This window comes from Mesorhizobium sp. LNHC209A00, from assembly GCF_000502915.1.
Lineage (GTDB): Bacteria > Pseudomonadota > Alphaproteobacteria > Rhizobiales > Rhizobiaceae > Mesorhizobium.
The window spans coordinates 149,192-168,524 of sequence record NZ_AYWT01000004.1; the positions used below are offsets into that span (position 1 = coordinate 149,192).

The window sequence follows — 19,333 nt, forward strand, 5'->3', positions numbered from 1 at the left end:
AATCATTATGCGTAAATGGAAAATCGCGTTGGGAACGGCTGTCGCGCTGGGCGCGATCTCGGTGGCGAGTGTCCACCTGCTGGACATGGGCAATCTCAGCCTGAATGCCGGCACGGCCGGAGCCGCGCCGGCTCCAGCAGCGTTCGTCATGCCGGTGCCGGTAGCGAACGTGGTCAAGAAGACGATCCCGATCTATCTTGACTATGCCGCGCGGACCGAGCCGATCCGCAGCATCACGCTGCAGGCACGCGTCCCCGGCTATTTGCAGGAACAGACGGCGCAAGACGGCGCCGACGTGCGGCAGGGCGACCTACTCTACAGGATCTCGCCCGATGACTTCCAGGCCTCGCTCGACCAGGCGAAGGCACAGGTTGAGCGTGACACGGCGACCCTCGATTATGCACGTTCCAATCTCGGCCGCGGTACCGAGCTGGCCAAGAGCGGCTACCTGGACAAGGACAGCTTCGACCAGCGCACCAGCACCTTGCGCGAGGCGCAGGCGTCGCTGGCGCTGAACCAGGCGGCTGTGCGCACGGCCGAGCTCAATTTGAGCTACGCTGAAATCCACGCACCGTTCGCTGGACGTCTGGGCCGCAACCAGGCTTCCGTGGGAACGCTGGTCAGCGTTGCCGGCACCGTTCTCAACACGCTGGTGCAGCTCGATCCGATCTACGTCACCTTCAATCCGAGCGAGACGGATCTGGCGCAGATCGAGGAAGCGCGTGCCGCCGGCCCGATCGAGGTCGAGGTCCTGCTTCCCGGTGAGACGGAGGCCCACCAGAAGGGCGAGCTCACCTTTATCGACAACACGATCGATCACTCGACCGGCACAATCACCGCACGCGCCACCATCGGCAACGCCAAGTTCACGCTCTTGCCTGGCCAGTATGTTCGCGTGCGGCTGCACGTCAAGCAACAGCCCGATGCGCTGATGGTGCCGCAGGTCGCATTGGGATCAAGCCAGCTCGGCAAGTATCTCTATGTCGTCGGCAAGGGCAATACGGTCGACCAGCGGCTGGTTTCGCTGGGGCCGACCAGCGGCGACATGATCGCCATCCTCAGCGGCGTCGCTGAAGGCGACCAGGTGATCACAGGCAATCTGCAGAAGATCGGCCCCGGAATGCCGATTTCGCCCCTGCCACAGAAACCGGCTACCTGAATCCCCCGCAGGCCCGGTTTCCGCGCGGCGCCCCCGACCTTTTCTCCGGTCGCGGGCGCCGTTTTCACGAGCAGACCGACCAGAGCGGCGACGTCGGCGCTGGGAAGTGGAAAACCCTGGTTGTTGGCTCTTGTCAGATTGTCGACAATCTGATTGTCTCTCCTTCTGTTCTCGCGGGAGTGGGCCGGATGGTGACGACGGAATTCAGTCCGATTGCCGACACGACACGCCGTGCCGAGATCGTAGCACTGCTCAGACGCGCGATCCTGACCGGTCAGCTCGAGCCGGGCCAGAAGCTCAACGAGCTCAGGATTTCCGAACAGATGCGGGTCAGCCGCGCGCCGTTGCGCGAAGCGATGCGCGAGTTGGTCCAGGAAGGCATCCTGACCAGCATTCCCTATGCCGGCACCTTCGTCATCAATGTCACCGCCAAGGACATCCACGACGCCTATTCACTCAACAAGGTGCTCGACGAATTCGCCATCGAGCGGACGTGGGAACTGCGCGACCAGCGCTTTTTCGATGAGCTCGACGGGCGCCACGAGGCGGTGAAGCAGGCGACGCGGGACCGCGACACCACAAGGCAGATCGAGACCGCGCTGCAACTGCATGGCCTGATCCATGAATGGGCCGACAATTCAGTGCTCTTGGAAACCTGGCAAAGGCTGACCAGCCGTTTGCAGATGTACTTCGCCCTGCACCAGCAGGCGCGCAAGGAAGCCGTGCCCGCCGAAGACGTTCATGAAACCTATGTGGCGCTGCTCAAGGGCGACGACATGCGTGCCGCCCAGCGCCACGCACGAGAGCATATCGACCACGATTTCGAAGAGCTTCTTGCCTATGCGCGCGGCCTCGAAAAGCGTTCGTCGAAAGGCGCCTGACCCTCCCCCTCATCGCGGATAATGGATACCCCACGTGCAGATCGAAACCATCAAAGCCTATCACGTCGTGCAGCCTTTCGTGGACGGCCCCTATCGTATGTCCAAGGGGCGTATGGCCGACTGCTTCGACGCTGTGATCGTCTCCATCACCTCCGACAGCGGCATCACCGGCTGGGGTGAGATGGCGCCGCTCGGCAATTTCTACTCGGCCGCCTTCCCGGCCGGCACCCGGGCCGGCGTGCCGGAGATCGCACCGCATCTTATCGGCCGGGACCCGCGCGGGCTGGCCAGCATCGGCCGACTGATGGACACGGTATTCAAGGACCATCCCTATATCAAATCGGCGCTCGACATGGCCTGCTGGGATCTGGCGGCGCGTGCCGCCGGCGTGCCGCTGGTGACGCTGCTCGGCGGCAGGGAAAGCGACACGGCCGAACTCTACAAAGTCGTCACCCATGGCACGGTCGATCAAATGGCCGCACTTGCCAAGCGCATCGTCGAGGACGGTTTCCGCCGGCTTCAGGTCAAGGTCGGCGGCAATGTCCATGACGACGTCGAGCGCGTCACGGCGGTCGCCGCCTCGGTGCCGAAAGGCACTGTCATTTTCTGCGACGCCAATGCCGGGTGGACGCCATACCAGGCGCGGCAGTTCGCCGATGCGACGCGGGCGATCGACTATACGTTCGAGCAGCCCTGCACGACGATCGACGAAAACATGTCGGTGCGGCGCATGCTCGACAAGCCGATGGTGCTCGACGAATCCGTCACCTCGCTGGAGGCTATGCTGGAAATCCATCGCCTCGGCGCGGCGGACGGGCTGACATTGAAGATCTCGCGGCTCGGCGGCGTCACCAAAACCCGGCTGATCCGTGACGTCGCCGTCGATCTCGGCTTCATGATCACGGTCGAGGACACCGGCGGCGCCGAGATCGACACATCCGCCATGGCGCATCTGTCGCTTTCGACCCCGGAGGAGCGCCGGCTGCACGCGATCGCCTTCCATGAATGGGTGACGGTGCGCACCGCGTCGAACGCACCGCTGGTCACCGGCAGCCGCATGGGTATTCCCGCCGGTCCAGGCCTTGGCATCGACGTCGTTCCCGACCTGCTCGGCAAACCCTTCTTCGAAGTTGGACGCTGAGATGAAGATCCGCGGCATCAAGGCCACGCCGATCAATCTTCGCCTCGAAGCGCCCTATGCCTGGGTGTTCGGCGAACTCGACGGTTTTTCCCCTGTTATCGTCGAAGTCGAGACCGAGGAAGGCCTTGTCGGCTGGGCGAAGCGCCAACGCCGGCAGCGGCCGCCATCATCAATGATGTTCTTGCCCAGCGGCTGGTCGGCCGCGATGCCTTCGACATTGCCGGCGCCGAACATGTCTGCCTGCCGTTTTGGACCGGCGTGCAGTCGATCAACGACCGCACCCGCATCATGGCCTTCGGCGCCATCGAGATGGCGCTTTGGGACCTGCGCGGCAAGGCCTGGAACCAGCCGCTCTATCAGTTGCTCGGCGGGGCCGTGCGCAAGGACATCCCGTTCACCGACTATTTCTCGCTGCGCGGCGATGGGGATGGTGTCAAGGGCGAGACGACGCCGGAAGAAGTCGCCGACTATTGCGTGGAACTGCACGAGACACATGGCACGACCTTCTTCGAAGGTAAGTTCTCGACCGACGACCCAAAAATCTCGCTGAGAATGGTCGAATTGATCCGCGAACAACTCGGCGACGATGCGATGATACGCATCGATTCCAACCAGGCCTATTCGCTCAGCACGGCGCGGCGGCTGGCGCGGCCGCTGGAAGAGCTCGGCGTGCGCAACTGGGAGGATCCGGTGGCCACGATCGAGGAGATGCGGCAGTTGCGAAAGCATTGCTCGATCCCTTTCTCGACCCACAATATCGACATCGCGCGCGCCATGGACCTCAAGGTGCCGGATGCATTCGTCGGCAATCCCACCGCGCATGGCGGCATCGGCCGGATGCTGCGCTTTGTCGGCGCCTGCGAGCACGCGGGCATCGATTTCTGGTGCTACAGCGGCGACAGCGGCATCGGCAGCGCGGCCTACCTGCATCTGTGCGCGGCCCTGGGCTGGATCCGGGAGCCGAACCAGTCGCTGTTTCGTATGCAACCCATGGACATCACCGAGGAGGGGCCGTTTTACCCCAGGAACAATACGGTGCGTGTCCCGGAAGGTCCCGGTCTTGGTGTCACCTTGTCGCGGAAAAATCTCGCCGCCTGCCATCGCGACTTTGCCGAGAACGGCCCTTGCAACAAATATCATGACCCGGCCAAGCCCGGGACATATCGCCGTTTGCCGCTGAACTAGGAGAACGACACGGGAAAGGAAACATAATTCAAGAACAAGAGTCCGCCGCGGCGATCGATGGCGACGGCAGGACCGGACGGGTGGAAGCATTGCTCAAGAAAATCTGACCCCCGCGCCGCAGGGATCGGATGGACCAGGGAAAACCGCATGCTACAGTCCCGGTCGACTGACATCGTTGATGGCCGGGGACAGGAGAATTCCACGGACTACGTCAACTGAGAGACGCGTTCATCAAACCATAAGAAACAGGGGAAGGGTTAAACCCATGATCAAGAACTGCCGCATTCTCGACCTGATCCGGCGCAATCGCTCGCCGCTTGAAAATCACCTGATCGACGGTCTCGTCGACGGCCGTGTCAGCCGCCGCGATTTTATCCGCCATGGCAGCCTGCTTGGCCTGTCGCTGCCGCTGCTTGGAGGCATCACCACGGCTGCCGGCCTTGGCGGAATGCCGTCTCTGGCCCGCGCCCAGGGCGCGCCCGGCGCCACGATCCGTGTCGCCAGCAGCGTGCCGGCGGCAGCCATCGATCCCGTCACGATCGCCGACGCCGGCGGCCTGCTGATCATGCAGCAGGTTGCGGAATTCCTCTGCGTCGACGGCCCCGACCTGGTGCTGCAGCCTGCATTGGCCGAGAGCTGGAAGCCGAACGACAACGGCTCGGTTTGGACCTTCAAATTGCGCAAGGGCGTGAAATTCCACAGCGGCGGCGAGATGAAGGCCGAGGACGTGGTGGCGAGCATCGACCGCCTGGCCGATCCGGCAAACTCGTCCAACGCGCTGTCGGTGTTCACCGGTATCCTGTCGAAAGGAGCCAGCAAGAAGGTCGACGACTACACGGTGGAATTCCACCTCGACGCGCCGAACGGCAATTTTCCCTACATGGTCTCGTCGGACAATTACAACGCCGTCATCATCCCGGCGGACTACAAGGGCGACTACGAGAAGAGCTTCGACGGCACCGGGCCGTTCAAGGTGGAGAAATACACAGCGAAGGTCGGCGCTTCCTTCGTCCGCAACGAGAACTACTGGGGAGCGAAGGCGCTGCCTGACCGTACCGAGTTCACCTTCTTTACCGACGTGCAGCCGATGATCCTGGCGCTGCAGGGTGGGCAGGTCGACGTCATCAACCAGATGCCGGTGCTGGCCGGCGTGGCCCTGCTCAACGATCCGGGCTTCGAAATCATCAGCCTGAAGTCGTCGGCTCACCAGCAACTGCATCTGCGCTGCGACGACGGTCCGCTGAAGGATGCACGTGTGCGCCGCGCCATCGCGCTCTGCCTCGATCGCGACAAGCTCGCCGCCGGTCTGATGAAGGGACGCTCGTCGCTGGGCAATGACAGCCCATTCGCCGCGGTCTACCCCTCGACCGATACGAGCATACCGCAGCGCAAGCAGGACATCGCGCAGGCCAAGCAGCTCATGGAAGCAGCCGGTGCCGGCAAGGGCTTCAAGATCACGCTGACCACCGAGCGCTATCTCGAAATCCCCGAATATGCCCAGCTCATCCAGAACTGGGTCAAGGAGATCGGCATCGAGCTCGAACTCAACATCCTCGACCAGAGCGCCTATTATGGCGACGCGGTGTTCGGCAAATCGAACTGGCTGGATTCGGTGATGGGCATCACCGACTACGGCCATCGCGGCGTGCCGAATGTCTATCTTGCCGCTCCCCTGAAGAGCGACGGCACCTGGAATGCCGCGCACTTCAAGAACAAGGATTACGATGCGTTGGCGACCAGCTATATCGCGGCGCTCGACCTCGAGGCACAGAAGGCCGACGCCGGGAAGATCCAGAAGCTTCTGCTCGAGGAAACGCCTGTCATCTTCGGCTATTTCTACGACTACCTGACGGCGACGGCGAAAGGCGTGGCCGGCGTGCAACCGACAGCCATGTCGCAGCTGTTCCTCGAAAAGGCATCGAAGGCGTAAGCGAAAAGGGAAAGCCAGTCCTCTAACAGCCAGCTCCCGCAGGGGGCTGGCTTTGCAAGGAGTCTTAGCCATTCTCTCCTTCTTTGCGCGGCGTGTGTCCCTGTCGCTGGTGACGCTGTTCCTGCTCAGCATCATGGTGTTCCTGGGTGGCCAGGTCCTGCCTGGCAATGTCGGGCGCGCGATCCTCGGCCCGTTCGCCGACCAACGCGCGGTCGACGCGCTCAATCACACGCTCGGCGTCGATCGCCCGCTGCTCATCCAGTACTGGAGCTGGATCTCGAACTTCGTCCAGGGCGACATGGGCACCTCCTACATATTCCGCTCGCCGGTAGCGCCCTTCGTCATCGGCGCGCTTGGCAATTCGATGAAACTAGCGGCGGTCGCCTTCGTGCTGGTGGTGCCGATCGGCATCCTCGGCGGCGTCATTGCCGCACTCAACCTCAACCGCCCGCTTGATCGTATCATCAGCCTCGGCGGCCTGTCGGTGACGGTGCTGCCGGAATTCGTCACCGGCATCATCCTGATCCTGATCTTCGGCGTGTGGCTGCGCTGGCTGCCGATCTCTGCCGCATGGCCCAGGGATGCCGGCGTCTTCACCCAACTCTATTACCTGATCCTGCCGTCGCTGCCACTATTCCTGGTGCTGTTCGGCTATATCGCGCGCATGGCGCGTTCCGGCATGATCGAGGCGCTCGATTCCGACTATACGCGAACGGCGGTGCTCAAGGGCCTGCCGTGGCGCACGGTGATCTGGCGCCACGTGCTGCGCAATGCGCTGCTGCCGACCATCACGGTGATTGCCACCCAGACCGGCTATCTCATCGGAGGCCTGGTCGTGATCGAGACGCTGTTCCGCTACCAGGGCATCGGCTCGCTGATCTTCACCGCCGCGCGCGGCAAGGATTTTCCGATGCTGGAATCCGGCATCCTCACCATCGGCATCGTCTATGCGGTGGCCACGTTGATCGCCGACTTCCTCTACTCCGTGCTCAATCCGCGCATCCGCCTGGGGTCAGACCAATGAGCGCCGTCCAGACCCCCTCCCCCGCACAGGACGACATGCGGCGCCGCGGCCCGCTGGCCGAAGTCTTCTTCTCCCTGCTGCGCTCGCGAACGTTCCTGGTCGGCATCGCCATCGTGCTGTTCTGGGTTGCCTGCGCGCTGTTTGGCGAACATTTTGTCCCCTACGATCCGCTCGCCGACGACATCATCAACGCCCTGGCGCCGCCTTCGCGCGAACACTGGTTCGGCACCGACCAGATCGGCCGCGACGTGTTCTCGCGCGTCATCGTCGGCTCGCGCGATATCCTGACGGTCGCGCCGCTGGCGACCTTGCTGGCGACGGTCGCCGGCACCGCGCTCGGCCTGCTCACCGGCTACTTCCGCGGCATCGTCGACGACGTCGTCAGCCGCATCCTTGAAGCCTTCATGGCGGTCCCCGTGGTGATCGTGGCGCTGCTTGCGATCGTCGCGCTGGGCACGTCCAAGACCACCGTCATCATCGTCATCGGCCTGAGCTTCGCGCCGATCATCGCGCGCACCGTGCGTTCGGCGGTGCTGGCCGAGCGCGAGCTCGACTATGTCGCCGCCGCACAGCTCAGGCATGAGAGCGCTCTGCATACGATGTTCATCGAGATCCTGCCCAACGTCATCCCGCCGATCCTGGTCGAGACCACGGTGCGGTTGGGCTACGCCATCTTCGCGGTCGCTACCCTCTCCTTCATGGGCTTTGGCATTCAGCCGCCGTCACCCGACTGGGGGCTCTCCATCTCCAGCAATTACGGCATGATCGGCGGCGGCTTCTGGTGGACGGTGCTGTTCGACGCGCTCGCCATCGCCTCGCTGGTGATCGGCGTCAACCTGGCCGCCGACGGCGTGCATGGGGCCTTCAATGACTGAACCCGCCAATGCATCGATTGGGAAAGCAAAGGACGCGCTCGCAATCAAGAATCTGTCGGTCGCCTACCGGGTCGCCGGCCGCAATCGCGCGGTGCTGCGCGATCTCAGCCTCACCATCGGCCAGGGCGAGGCCTATGGACTGGTCGGCGAATCCGGCTGCGGCAAGTCGACGGTAGCCCTCACCGTGGTGCGCTATCTCCCGCGCAACGGCTCGATATCGGGTGGCGCCATCTCACTCGACGGCCAGGACGTGATGAAGCTCGACGCGGAGGCGCTTCGGCGCGCGCGTGCCGAAAGCGTCTCCATGGTTTATCAGGATCCGGGAAAGGCGCTAAACCCGTCGATCCGCATCGGCCGGCAATTGACCGAAATTTTCGAGCTTGGCGGCATCACGGGCCAAGCGGCCACCGATCGCGCCATCGCCATGCTGAACCGCGTGCGCATCTCCGATCCGCCAAGCGTCATGCAGCGCTATCCGCACCAGCTGTCGGGCGGCATGNTGCTGAACCGCGTGCGCATCTCCGATCCGCCAAGCGTCATGCAGCGCTATCCGCACCAGCTGTCGGGCGGCATGCAGCAGCGCGTGGCGATCGCCATGGCGCTGGCCAACGATCCCTCGATGCTGATCCTCGACGAGCCGACCACCGGGCTCGATGCGACGGTCGAGGCCGAGGTGCTCGACCTCATCGCGCAGCTCAGGCAAGAGCTCTCGGCCTCGATCCTGTTCATCAGCCACAACCTCGCGGTCGTCTCCAACATGTGCGACCGGGTCGGCGTGCTCTATGCCGGCATGCTGGTGGAGGAAGGACCGACAGACGTCGTCTTCAACGATCCGCGCCACCCTTACACGGTGGCGTTGCTGCGTTGCCTGCCGCGCGGCGGCCAGCGCAAGGACCAGGGCCGGCTCGACACCATCCCCGGCTTCCTGCCCGGCATCGGCGCCGACATCAAGGGCTGCGCCTTCGCCGACCGCTGCGCGCTGGCCACCGACCGCTGCCGCACCGAATTGCCGCCGCTCTATGATCTGACCGACGAGCGCGGGAGGCGGCTGTCGCGCTGCCACTACCACGACCAGGCGCAGGCCCTGCCACGCGCCACGCCCGCCAACGTGGTGCCCGCACCGAAACCCACAACGGCGCCGGTGCTGCGCGTCGCCGGGCTGAACAAGACCTACGCCAGCCACGGCCATGCACTGCGCGCCGTCAAGGACGTTTCGCTCGATCTCAGGCCCGGTGAGACGCTCGGGCTCGTCGGCGAATCCGGCTCGGGCAAGACCACCTTCGCCAGGCTGCTGCTCGGGCTGGTGCCTCCCGATGAGGGCGGCACCATCGAGCTCGAGGGCAAGGCGCTGGCGCCGAAGCTGGAGAACCGCGGCGACGACCAGGTCAAGGCGATGCAGATCGTGTTCCAGAACCCGGACTCCGCCCTCAACCGCTCGCATTCGATCCGCCATCTGATCGGCCGTGCGCTGAAGCGGCTGGCAGGCTTGAGGGGTGCCGCACTGGAGGCACGCCTCAACGATCTCGTCCGCTCGGTGCGGCTCACCGACCGGCATCTGGCGGTCAAGCCGCGCCAGCTTTCGGGCGGGCTGAAGCAGCGAGTCGCCATTGCGCGTGCCTTCGCCGGCGATCCGCGCATCGTCGTCTGCGACGAGCCGACCTCGGCGCTCGACGTTTCCGTCCAGGCGGCGATCCTCAACCTGCTCGCCGACCTGCAGGCAAAGGAGGACGTCAGCTACATCTTTATTTCGCATGACCTTGGCGTGGTGCGTTATCTATCCGACAAGATCGCCGTGCTCTATCTCGGCCGCATCCTGGAGATCGGGCCATCGGAAGACGTTTTTTCCGGACCGCATCACCCCTACACCGAGGCGCTGCTATCGGCCGTACCCAAGCTCGATCAGGCCGAGACAGCGCGCATCCGGCTCGATGGCGAAATCCCCAGCGCCAGCAACCCGCCATCGGGCTGCGTCTTCCACACGCGCTGCCCACGCAAGATCGGGCCGATCTGCGAACAACAGGAGCCGCCGCTCGCCGAGGCCCAGCCGGGGCATTCGATCCGTTGCCACATTCCCTATGCCGAGTTGAGGCGGCTGCAGAAACCGGCGGCGGTCGCGGCCCTGCCGGCGTAGCGGCCCGTATCCATTAGGCCTGGCCGCTCATGCTGAAGGAGCGGTCGCCCTCGGCAAAGCCCTGCTCACCGGTCCAGTCCCTTGCCAGCGTCCGCAATCCGGTCAACGCGACGTCGAGCACATCCGACGATGCGGGATTGCTGGGATAGGCGAGATAGATCGGCCGCTGAAACACAGGCGCATCCTCTATGCGTTTCATCTCACCGTTCTCGATGTAGCCGCTGACGGCACTGAGCGGCAGATAGGCCGCGGCTTTTTGCGACAGCACGTGCTGCAGGCCGATGAATACCAGCCCGGCCGAGATTGCCGGCTGCACCATCCCGGCGAAGGCGCGATCGTGCTCGATGCGGAATTCGAGCCCCCAATCCATCAGGATATAGTTCTGCGTCCACGGTCCTGCCTGCGCGGAATGCTGGACAAGCACGACCTGATCGACGGCCAGCGTCTCGTAGACGATGCCGGGATGCGGCTGCGGCAGATAGAGAATGCAGATGTCGAGCAGCCCTTGGGCCAACTGGTCGATCGCCAGGTCGGGAAAGCTTCCTTCGAGCCGCAGCGCCACGTTCGGCCGCTGGGCTCGCATCCACGCGATCCATGGCGAGGTGACGCGATCCCAGAGATAGGCGGGCGCGGTGAAGCGCAACAGCGACTCGTAGCCGTCGGGAACGGCGATGTCCTGCCGCGATTGCTCCCAAGTGCGGGTGATCGAGGAGGCGTGCGGGAGGAACTGCCGGCCAGCCGGCGTCAGCGTGACGCCGTCGCGGTCACGGACAAAGAGCCGGCGCCCCAACTGCTCCTCCAACCCCCTTATCCGGGCGCTGACGGTTGACTGCGCGAGATTGAGCCGGCTGGCCGCGACGGTGAAACTGCCATGCTCGGCGACCTCCAGGAAGCTGCGCAGGTTTTCGGTATCCATGCCATCTCTCCAGCATCGAAAATTTCGATGGACCCCATCAAAAAATATCGCTTTCCGGTCGCGGTCAACAATGACCTAAATGGCCACTCTCCCGAGGGCAAGCGAGGAATGCAGCCATGCCAAGGCATTTCATGACGATCGACGCCGCCCGCGAAAGCCTCACGGAAATCGAAAATTCCGCTGTCGACGAGTTCATGGCAGGCAGGCTCGACCGGCGTGATTTTCTCCGCCACGGCAGCATGCTTGGCCTATCGCTGCCGTTGCTTGGCGGCATTTTGGGAGCGGCCGGTTTCGGCACGCGGAAGGCCCGCGCCGAGGGCAAGCCGGGCGGCACGGTGCGCGCCGGCGTGGCCACGCCCGGCGGTGCCATCGATCCTGTTACCTTCTATGACAGTGGCAGCTATCAGCTGGTTTTCCAGACCGCCGAATTCCTTTGCATCACCCAGCCGGATCTGACCTTGAAGCCGGTTCTGGCGGAAAGCTGGTCGCCCAATGCCGACGGCAGCGTCTGGACCTTCAAGCTGCGCAAGGGCGTGAAATTCCACAATGGTGAGGAGTTCAAAGCCGACGACGTCGTCGCAACGTTCGATCGGCTGGCCGATCCGAACGGCGCCTCCAACGCGCTGTCGGTGTTCAAGGGCCTGTTGTCGAAGGGTGGAACCCGGAAGGTCGACGATCACACCGTCGCCTTCCATCTCGATGCGCCGAACGGCAGCTTTCCCTATTCGGTGTCGATCGACAATTACAACGCCGTCATCCTGCCGGCGAGCTACAAAGGCGATTATGAAAAGACCTTTGAGGGAACTGGGCCGTTCCGGATGGAGACCTACACGCCGAAGGTCGGCGCGACCTTCGTGCGCAATCCCGACTATTGGGGCGAGAAGGCATTGCCCGACCGGCTCGAATTCAAGTTCTACAACGACGTGCAGCCGCGCATCCTGGCGCTGCAGGCCGCCGAGGTCGACATTCTCGACGCGGTGCCGCTCGACGTCAGCCAGGTGGTGCTGAACAGCCCCGACATCACGGTGCTGCGCGTCGCCTCGACCGCGCATCGCCAGTTGCACATGCGCTGCGACATGGCGCCCTTCACCGACAAGCGCGTGCGCCAGGCGCTGGCGCTCAGCATCGATCGGTCCAAGCTGGTCGACGGACTGTGCCGCGGCATGGCGGCGACCGGCAATGACAGCCCGTTCGCGCCGGCCTTCCCGGCCACCGACAAATCGGTGCCGCAACGCACGCAGGATATCGCCAAGGCCAAGCAACTCATGGAGGCGGCGGGGCTTGCCGATGGTTTCGACATCACACTGACGACGTTGCGCTACTCCGATATCCCCGGCTACGCGCAGTTGTTCCAGAACTTCGCCAAGGAGATCGGCGCCCGCATCTCGCTCAACATCGAAGATCAGGACAAATATTACGGCAAGGCTGTATTCGGCCAATCAGACTGGCTGGACAGCCCGCTCGGCATCACCGACTACGCTCATCGCAGCGTGCCGAATGTGTTCCTCAAGAGCCCGCTGGTCAGCGACGGTCCGTGGAACGCGGCGCATTTCAAGAACCCTGCCTATGACGACACGGTCACCAGCTATCTCAAGGCGCTGGATATCGGCGCGCAGCGCGCGGCAGCCTCCGACATCCAGAAACTGCTGCTCGACGAGACACCCGTCATCTTCAGCTACTTCCCCGATCTCCTGGTGCCGGTGCGCAAGAAGGTCAGCGGCTTGCCGCCGATCGCCGCCGGGCTGCTGCTCGATCGGGTGTCGCTGGGATAGAGGCTGCCGCGCCAACGTTCGGCCACGACAGAAACGGGAGACTACCATTCGCAAGCCTCATCTGCGCGGTCGCGGACCGCATTTCCCCGTGCTCGACACTATCGAGCAGTACGAGTTCGAGCCGGGCTATGTCGCCTTCACAATGCCGTCGCTGAAGCGGCTGCGGGTCCAGGTCGGTTCGATGACCGTTGCCGACACCACCAGGGCATTGGTTTTGTTCGAATCCGACCATCTGCCGGTCTACTATTTCCCGATCGAGGACGTGCGCGAGGAATTCCTGCTGCCCTCAAAGACGACGACGGAAGATCCATACAAGGGCGTCGCCACGCACTACTCGCTCAATACAGGCATCACCTTGGTCGAAGATGGTGCATGGCGCTATCTCGATCCCGTCAAGGGTTGTCCGCCGATCGCGGGCTACATGTCGTTCGTGTGGGGCAAGATGGGCCACTGGTTCGAGGAAGACGAGGAGATCTTCGTGCATGCCCGCGACCCGTTCCGCCGCGTCGACTGCCTGCCGTCGTCGCGGCGCGTCCAGATCATCCTCGATGGCGAGCAAGTCGCCGATTCACGGCGCGGCGTGTTCCTGTTCGAAACCGGCCACCCGGTGCGCCACTATCTGCCGATCTCCGACACGCGGCTCGATATGTTCGCGCCCAGCCGTTACATATCACGCTGCCCCTATAAGGGCATTTCCAACTATTATCACGTGACCACGCCCAAGAAACGGCACGAGAACATGGTCTGGTATTATCCGGAGCCGGTGCACGAGGCAGAACGCATCAAGGGACTGGTCTGCTTCCACCACGAACTGGTCGACAAGATCCTGGTCGATGGCGTCGAAATCTCGAAGGAAGCCACGGCTGCGTCCGACGGATATTTCTAGGCACGCCGCAGCCCGCTGAGGCTTGATCGAGATATAGGTCAGCGCATACCTTCCTTGAGCAGGGAGGGCTATCGATGGATCTTTTCAAACTGGACGGCGATGTTGCGCTGGTCACCGGCGCTGGCAGCGGCATTGGCCAGGCAATCGCGATCGGACTGGCCGAGGCAGGCGCCGATGTCGCTTGTTTTGGCCATGCGTCGAAGGGTGGGCTGGACGAAACCGCTCACCGGATCACGGCACTCGGCCGCAGGGCGCTGGTGCTGACGGGCACGGTGACGTCGGAGGGCGACCTGGCCGCGGCCATGGATCGCGTCGAAGCCGAACTCGGCCCGTTGACGGTCGCCGTCAACAATGCCGGCATTGCCGGTTCCGAACCAGCGGAGACACTGGCGCTGGATAAATGGCGAAAGGTGCACGAGGTCAATGTCGCCGGCGTGTTCCTGTCCTGCCAGGCAGAAGCGCGCAAGATGCTGGCGCGAGGCAAGGGCTCGATCATCAACATCGCCTCGATGTCGGGCACCATCGTCAATCGCGGATTGACGCAGGCGCATTACAATTCCTCGAAGGCCGCCGTCATCCACATGTCGAAGAGCCTCGCCATGGAGTGGGCCGATCGTGGGCTGCGTGTCAACGTCGTCAGCCCAGGCTATACGCTGACGCCGATGAACAAAAGGCCGGAGGTGGCCGAAGAGGTGAAGATCTTCAAACGCGACACGCCGATGGGGCGCATGGCGGCGCCGGAGGAAATGGTCGGGCCGACGGTTTTCCTGGCCAGCCGCGCGTCGAGCTTCGTCACCGGGCTCGACCTGATCGTCGATGGCGGCTACGTCTGCTGGTAAACACGGCGTGGACCCGTGTCCCGCCGGTTGCGCATGCAGTCCGGAATTCTGCTTCTTCGCGGCCTTAATCGTTGCGCTGCATGAACGTTGGTATATATATTTTCATCCTATGAAACCGCGCTGGCGAGATGGGACTTGCCAGGCGATAGCCGAGAGCAAATCCGCCGGAAATGCTCGGGATCATGGACCTTGATGGCTCGCACCCTGCAGGGCGCCGCAGGACTGGCAGTTGATCGGCGGATGATCGCTATTGATCCGCGGATGATCGCTCTCGCGGCGATCGATCGGCCATGAGACTGGCTGTCTCGGCAGCGTCCGTCATCACCGAAATCGAGCATCATCGCGCCTGTGCCGGCTTTGGCTCCGGCATGGCGAGAACGGTCTTGCACAACAGCCTGCCTTTCCAACACAATCAAGAAAAGACGCAACAAGGGAACGACCAATAACCGTTACAGCTTGAAGGAGAACCAAGCATGCCATTTCGCAGTGTGATATCGAAATTCTCAATGGGAGCTTTTGCACTTGCCGCGGCAAGTGTCCTGACGCCGACAGCACAGGCAGCGGCGCCGGAATCGAACGACCCGATCAAGATCGCGCTGTTCGACTGGACCAGCGTCAATCTCAACGCCAAGATCCTCGGCGGCATCCTGGAAAAGCTCGGCTATACCGTCGAATATCCGACCGCCGACTACCTCTCCAGCCTGACCACCGGTCTCACCAATGGCGATCTCGATGTCGGCCTGGAATTCTGGGACACGACCGCAGGCGAGGCCATGAAGGCCTCCGACGCGACCGGANGACGCCACCGGCCAGACCGAAAGGCTCGGCAAGCTCGGCCCGAAGGCCAAGGAAGAGTGGTGGTTTCCCGAATACATGAAGGAGAAATGTCCCTCCTTGCCGGACTGGCACGCTCTGCTCGACGCCACCTGCGCGGCATCGTTCTCCACCGCCGAGACGGTGCCAAAGGGGCGCTATCTCGGCGGCCCGGTGACCTGGGAAGGCTTTGACGACGAGCGTGTCGCGGCGCTGAAGCTGCCCTTCACCGTGATCCATGCCGGCACTGATGCCGCGATGTTCGCCGAGTTGGACTCCGCCTATCAGCGCAAGGCGCCGATCATGCTGTGGATCTATTCGCCGCATTGGGCGCCTGCAAAATACAAGGGCGAATGGGTGCAGTTTCCCGAATACACGCCCGAATGCTACAGCGACCCGAAATGGGGCGTGAACCCGGACGCCAAATACGATTGCGGCAAGCCGCATGGCGAGATCTGGAAGTACTCCTGGAACGGGATGAAAGACAAATGGCCGGTCGCCTACAAAGTGGCCAAGGCCTACACGATCGACACCGACGAGTTGAACAAGATGAGCGGCGAGATCGATCTTGACGGCAAGACGCCGGAAGACGTCGCCGCCGCCTGGATCGCGGCTCACGAGGCGGACTGGAAAGCCTGGGCGCAGTGACCTCCGACTGGAAAGGGAGGCCGGCTGTTGACCGGCCGGCCTCAATTCCTGATGTTCCAGAAGGACGACTGAATGACGGAAGCGATTGAACAGGCATGCGACGAGACGGATGCCCGCCCGATAAAACTTGCTTGCCGCAACGTCTGGAAACTGTTCGGCTCGAACGCCGCCAATTTCATTCGCGAGCGTGACGGCAAGGCCAGCATGGCGGAGGTCTCGGCGGCAGGCCTTGTGGGTGCGGTGCGCGCCGTCGACCTCGAAATCCGCCAGGGCGAGATCTTCATCATCATGGGCCTGTCCGGCTCCGGCAAGTCGACGCTGGTGCGCTGCATGTCGCGGCTGGTCGAGCCGACACACGGCAAGGTCGAATTCGAAGGCAAGGACCTGCTCAAGATTTCCGATGCCGCCCTGATCGAACTCAGGCGCCATCGCATGGGCATGGTGTTCCAGAATTTCGCGCTGTTGCCGCATCTCAACGTGCTCGAGAACATCGCCTTTCCTCTGAGTATCCAGGGGCAGGATCGGCCGACACGCGAGGCGCGCGCCCGGGAAGTCATCGAACTCGTCGGTCTGCGCGGCCGCGAGCACTTCTATCCGCGCGAACTGTCGGGCGGCCAGCAGCAGCGCGTCGGCATCGCCCGCAGCCTCGCCACCAAGCCGGAGATCTGGTTTCTCGACGAGCCGTTCTCCGCGCTCGATCCGCTGATCCGCCGCGAGATGCAGGACGAGTTGATGCGGCTGCAGACCATGCTGCACAAGACCATTGTCTTCATCACCCATGATTTCGACGAGGCCATCAGGCTGGCCGACCGCATCGCCATCATGAAGGACGGCCAAGTCATCCAGATCGGCACGCCGGAGGAACTGGTGGTCAATCCGGCGACCGACTATGTCGCCGAGTTCACCCGCGACGTCGACCGCGCCAAGGTGATCTCAGCGCGCAGCCTGATGCGTACCTGCGCTAGCGCCGAGCACGGCGGCACGGTGGCGCCCGAGGCCAAGATATCGAGTTTTTCGGCCAGCATCGTTGCCGCCGGCAAACCCTTCGCCGTGATCAACGGCACCGGCACGCCCATCGGCGAAGTGACGCCGCAAGCGGTGATCGATCTTCTGGCCGGCATCGAGCGAGGCGGCGCATGACGGTAACGGCAAACGCCAGCCGGACAAGGCCGCCGATCCAACGGTGGCTGGTGATCTGGGTGCTCGCGCTTGCCGCCGTGCTGGTGATGTTCCTGCTGCAGGAAAGGCTGCCATGGGCCGTCAACTACCCGGTCGAGGCGGTCGTCCCCGTCGCCGACTGGGTCAGCGCGCTGATGGGCTGGATCAAGTCGAACCTGTCCTGGCTGACGCGCTCGGTCACCGCGGTGCTCGGCGTGCCGCTCGACTTCGCGCTCAATCTCTTGGCCAAGAATTTCAAGTTCGGCCATGGCGCCGACGCTTTCGTGCTGCCGCGTTTGTCCTGGGTTGGCGTCTGCGCCGTCGCCTCCCTCGCCGGCCATGCGGCAGGAGGCAGGAAGCTCAGCCTGCTCGTTGGTGGATGTTTCCTCTACATCGCGCTGTTCGGCCAATGGACGAGCGCCATGCTGACCCTGGCGCTAATCTCGATCGCGGTGCCGTTCTGCATTCTCACCGGGCTGTTCGCCGGCATCTGGGCTTGGCGCACGCCGTGGGCCGAGCGGCTTGTGGTCTCCCCAGCACTTGACCTGATGCAGACGATCCCCACCTTCGCCTATCTCATCCCGATGCTGCTGCTGTTCGGCAACAGCCCGGTCTCGGCGATGATCGCCACCGCCATCTTCGCCACGCCCCCGATGGTTCGGGCGACGATGCTGGGCCTGTCTCGGGTGCCGTCCGAGATCGACGATTTCAGCGAGATGGCAGGCTGCACGGCGCGGCAGAAATTGTGGCGCGTGCTGCTGCCATCGGCGCGGCCGACGCTGATGGTCGGCGTCAACCAGGTGATCATGCTGGCACTCAACATGGTGATCATCGCCTCGATGATCGGCGCCGGCGGCCTAGGCTACGACGTGCTTTTGGCGCTTCGCGCGCTCAAGGTCGGCGAGGCCATGGAAGCCGGGCTTGCCATCGTCGCACTGGCCATCGCGCTCGACCGGCTGAGCCAGGCCATCGCCCGCAAGCAGGCGAAGGGCAACGTCCACCGGTCCGGCAGCCCGGGTCTCTGGCGCCGCCATCCCAATCTGACGCTCGCCATCGCCATCCTTGCCGTCACCACTCTGCTCGGCCTGTTCGTTCCCGCCCTCGCGACCGTGCCGAAGGCGATCACCTTCACCACCGCGCCACTGTGGAAAGCGGCGGTGAACTGGGTGACGATAAACTTCTTCGATGTCATCGAAGCCTTCCGCGTGGCGCTGATCCTCAATGTGCTCAATCCGGTGCGCGCCTTCTGCGAAGGCTTCCCTTGGCTGGGCGCGGCGTTCCTGCTCGGTCTTGCCGGCTACCAGCTTTCCGGCCCGCGGCTGGCCGTCCTGGTGGCAATGCTGACCGCTTTCTGCGCGGTCACCGGCCTGTGGGAAAAGACCATGGCGACGGTCTATCTCTGCGGCATCTCCGCCTTCCTCGNGCCTTCCTCGCCTGCCTGATCGGCATTCCCGTCGGCCTGATGGCTGCCCGTAGCGACCGCTTCGAAAAGATCGTCACACCCGTCATCGACACCCTGCAGGTGCTGCCGTCCTTCTGTTTCATAATCCCGGTCGTGATGCTGTTCAGGGTCGGCGACGTGACGGCGATGATTGCAACGATAGCCTTCGCCGTGGTGCCGGCGATCCGTTACACCAATCACGGCATAAGGCAGGTGCCGTCGGCACTGATCGAGGCAGCGAAAGTGTCGGGCTGCACCCCGCGCCAGACCTTCTTTCGTGTGCAACTGCCGCTGGCGTTGCCGGAAATCATGCTGGGCGTCAACCAGACCATCCTGATGGCATTGGCGATGATCATCATCTGCGCCATGGTCGGCACGCGCGATCTCGGCCAGGAAGTGTTCATCGCGCTGTCGAAGGCCGATTCCGGCCGCGGCATCGTCGCCGGCCTCGCCATCGCCTTCATCGGCATCGTCGCCGACCGGCTGTTCAATGCCTGGACGGCCAAGGCGCGGGCGAGGCTTGGATAGCGGCGG

14 protein-coding genes and 2 pseudogenes are annotated in these 19,333 nt (G+C 63.5%); 14 read left to right on the plus strand and 2 right to left on the minus strand.

Going from position 1 to position 19,333, the window contains the following annotated elements; genetic code table 11:
- The first annotated feature begins 7 nt into the window (after positions 1-7).
- The 3 genes from X739_RS153435 to X739_RS153425 all read left to right on the plus strand — a co-directional run bounded on the left by X739_RS153435 (position 8) and on the right by X739_RS153425 (position 3,181).
- Complete coding sequence (locus X739_RS153435) at positions 8-1,159, plus strand: efflux RND transporter periplasmic adaptor subunit (RefSeq protein ID WP_023794610.1); 1,152 nt, start codon at positions 8-10, stop codon at positions 1,157-1,159.
- A gap of 188 nt (positions 1,160-1,347) precedes the next feature.
- Positions 1,348-2,040, plus strand: a complete 693-nt coding sequence (locus tag X739_RS153430) for a GntR family transcriptional regulator (protein WP_023782217.1) — start codon at positions 1,348-1,350, stop codon at positions 2,038-2,040.
- Between the two features lie 34 nt (positions 2,041-2,074).
- Entirely contained in the window at positions 2,075-3,181 is a 1,107-nt protein-coding gene (locus tag X739_RS153425) for a mandelate racemase/muconate lactonizing enzyme family protein (protein ID WP_023782218.1), read from the plus strand.
- A gap of 54 nt (positions 3,182-3,235) precedes the next feature.
- Here X739_RS153425 and X739_RS1000000170480 read toward each other — a convergent pair whose 3' ends face one another.
- Positions 3,236-3,415, minus strand: a complete 180-nt coding sequence (locus X739_RS1000000170480) for a hypothetical protein (protein ID WP_245273835.1) — start codon at positions 3,413-3,415, stop codon at positions 3,236-3,238.
- Here X739_RS1000000170480 and X739_RS01000000166045 point away from each other — a divergent pair.
- From X739_RS01000000166045 to X739_RS153405, 5 genes are all read left to right on the plus strand, one after another.
- Positions 3,398-4,366, plus strand: coding sequence for a mandelate racemase/muconate lactonizing enzyme family protein (locus X739_RS01000000166045; RefSeq protein WP_245273862.1), 969 nt, complete (start codon positions 3,398-3,400; stop codon positions 4,364-4,366). The genes X739_RS1000000170480 and X739_RS01000000166045 overlap by 18 nt on opposite strands.
- Positions 4,367-4,631: 265 nt before the next feature.
- A complete protein-coding gene (locus tag X739_RS153420; protein ID WP_023794611.1) occupies positions 4,632-6,296 on the plus strand; it encodes an ABC transporter substrate-binding protein in 1,665 nt (554 codons plus the stop codon).
- A 70-nt stretch (positions 6,297-6,366) separates the two neighbouring features.
- Positions 6,367-7,320 carry an ABC transporter permease gene (locus X739_RS153415; protein WP_023771039.1) on the plus strand — a complete coding sequence of 318 codons (954 nt, stop codon included), beginning with the start codon at positions 6,367-6,369 and terminating at the stop codon, positions 7,318-7,320.
- Entirely contained in the window at positions 7,317-8,195 is an 879-nt protein-coding gene (locus tag X739_RS153410; RefSeq protein ID WP_023771040.1) for an ABC transporter permease, read from the plus strand. The genes X739_RS153415 and X739_RS153410 overlap by 4 nt, the downstream gene beginning before the upstream one ends.
- Positions 8,188-10,326 (plus strand): ABC transporter ATP-binding protein, encoded by a 2,139-nt coding sequence (locus X739_RS153405; protein WP_023794612.1) that lies wholly within the window; start codon positions 8,188-8,190, stop codon positions 10,324-10,326. The genes X739_RS153410 and X739_RS153405 overlap by 8 nt, the downstream gene beginning before the upstream one ends.
- A 13-nt stretch (positions 10,327-10,339) precedes the next feature.
- Here X739_RS153405 and X739_RS153400 read toward each other — a convergent pair whose 3' ends face one another.
- Positions 10,340-11,242 carry a LysR family transcriptional regulator gene (locus X739_RS153400; protein WP_023794613.1) on the minus strand — a complete coding sequence of 301 codons (903 nt, stop codon included), beginning with the start codon at positions 11,240-11,242 and terminating at the stop codon, positions 10,340-10,342.
- A 116-nt stretch (positions 11,243-11,358) separates the two neighbouring features.
- Here X739_RS153400 and X739_RS153395 point away from each other — a divergent pair, with 116 nt between their 5' ends.
- The 6 genes and pseudogenes from X739_RS153395 (at position 11,359) to X739_RS01000000166055 (ending at position 19,327) form a co-directional block, all read left to right on the plus strand.
- Positions 11,359-13,014, plus strand: a complete 1,656-nt coding sequence (locus X739_RS153395; protein ID WP_023771043.1) for an ABC transporter substrate-binding protein — start codon at positions 11,359-11,361, stop codon at positions 13,012-13,014.
- Between the two features lie 88 nt (positions 13,015-13,102).
- On the plus strand, positions 13,103-13,900 hold the full coding sequence (locus X739_RS153390; protein WP_023771044.1) for a DUF427 domain-containing protein: 798 nt from the start codon (positions 13,103-13,105) through the stop codon (positions 13,898-13,900).
- Positions 13,901-13,974: 74 nt separating this feature from the next.
- Positions 13,975-14,739 carry an SDR family oxidoreductase gene (locus X739_RS153385; protein ID WP_023771045.1) on the plus strand — a complete coding sequence of 255 codons (765 nt, stop codon included), beginning with the start codon at positions 13,975-13,977 and terminating at the stop codon, positions 14,737-14,739.
- A gap of 473 nt (positions 14,740-15,212) precedes the next feature.
- Positions 15,213-16,200, plus strand: a pseudogene (locus tag X739_RS01000000166050) (ABC transporter substrate-binding protein).
- A gap of 72 nt (positions 16,201-16,272) precedes the next feature.
- A complete protein-coding gene (locus X739_RS153380; RefSeq protein ID WP_023794614.1) occupies positions 16,273-17,340 on the plus strand; it encodes a glycine betaine/L-proline ABC transporter ATP-binding protein in 1,068 nt (355 codons plus the stop codon).
- A pseudogene (locus X739_RS01000000166055) lies at positions 17,337-19,327 on the plus strand (ABC transporter permease subunit). Before X739_RS153380 ends, X739_RS01000000166055 begins: the two are co-directional and overlap by 4 nt.
- Positions 19,328-19,333 lie beyond the last annotated feature (6 nt).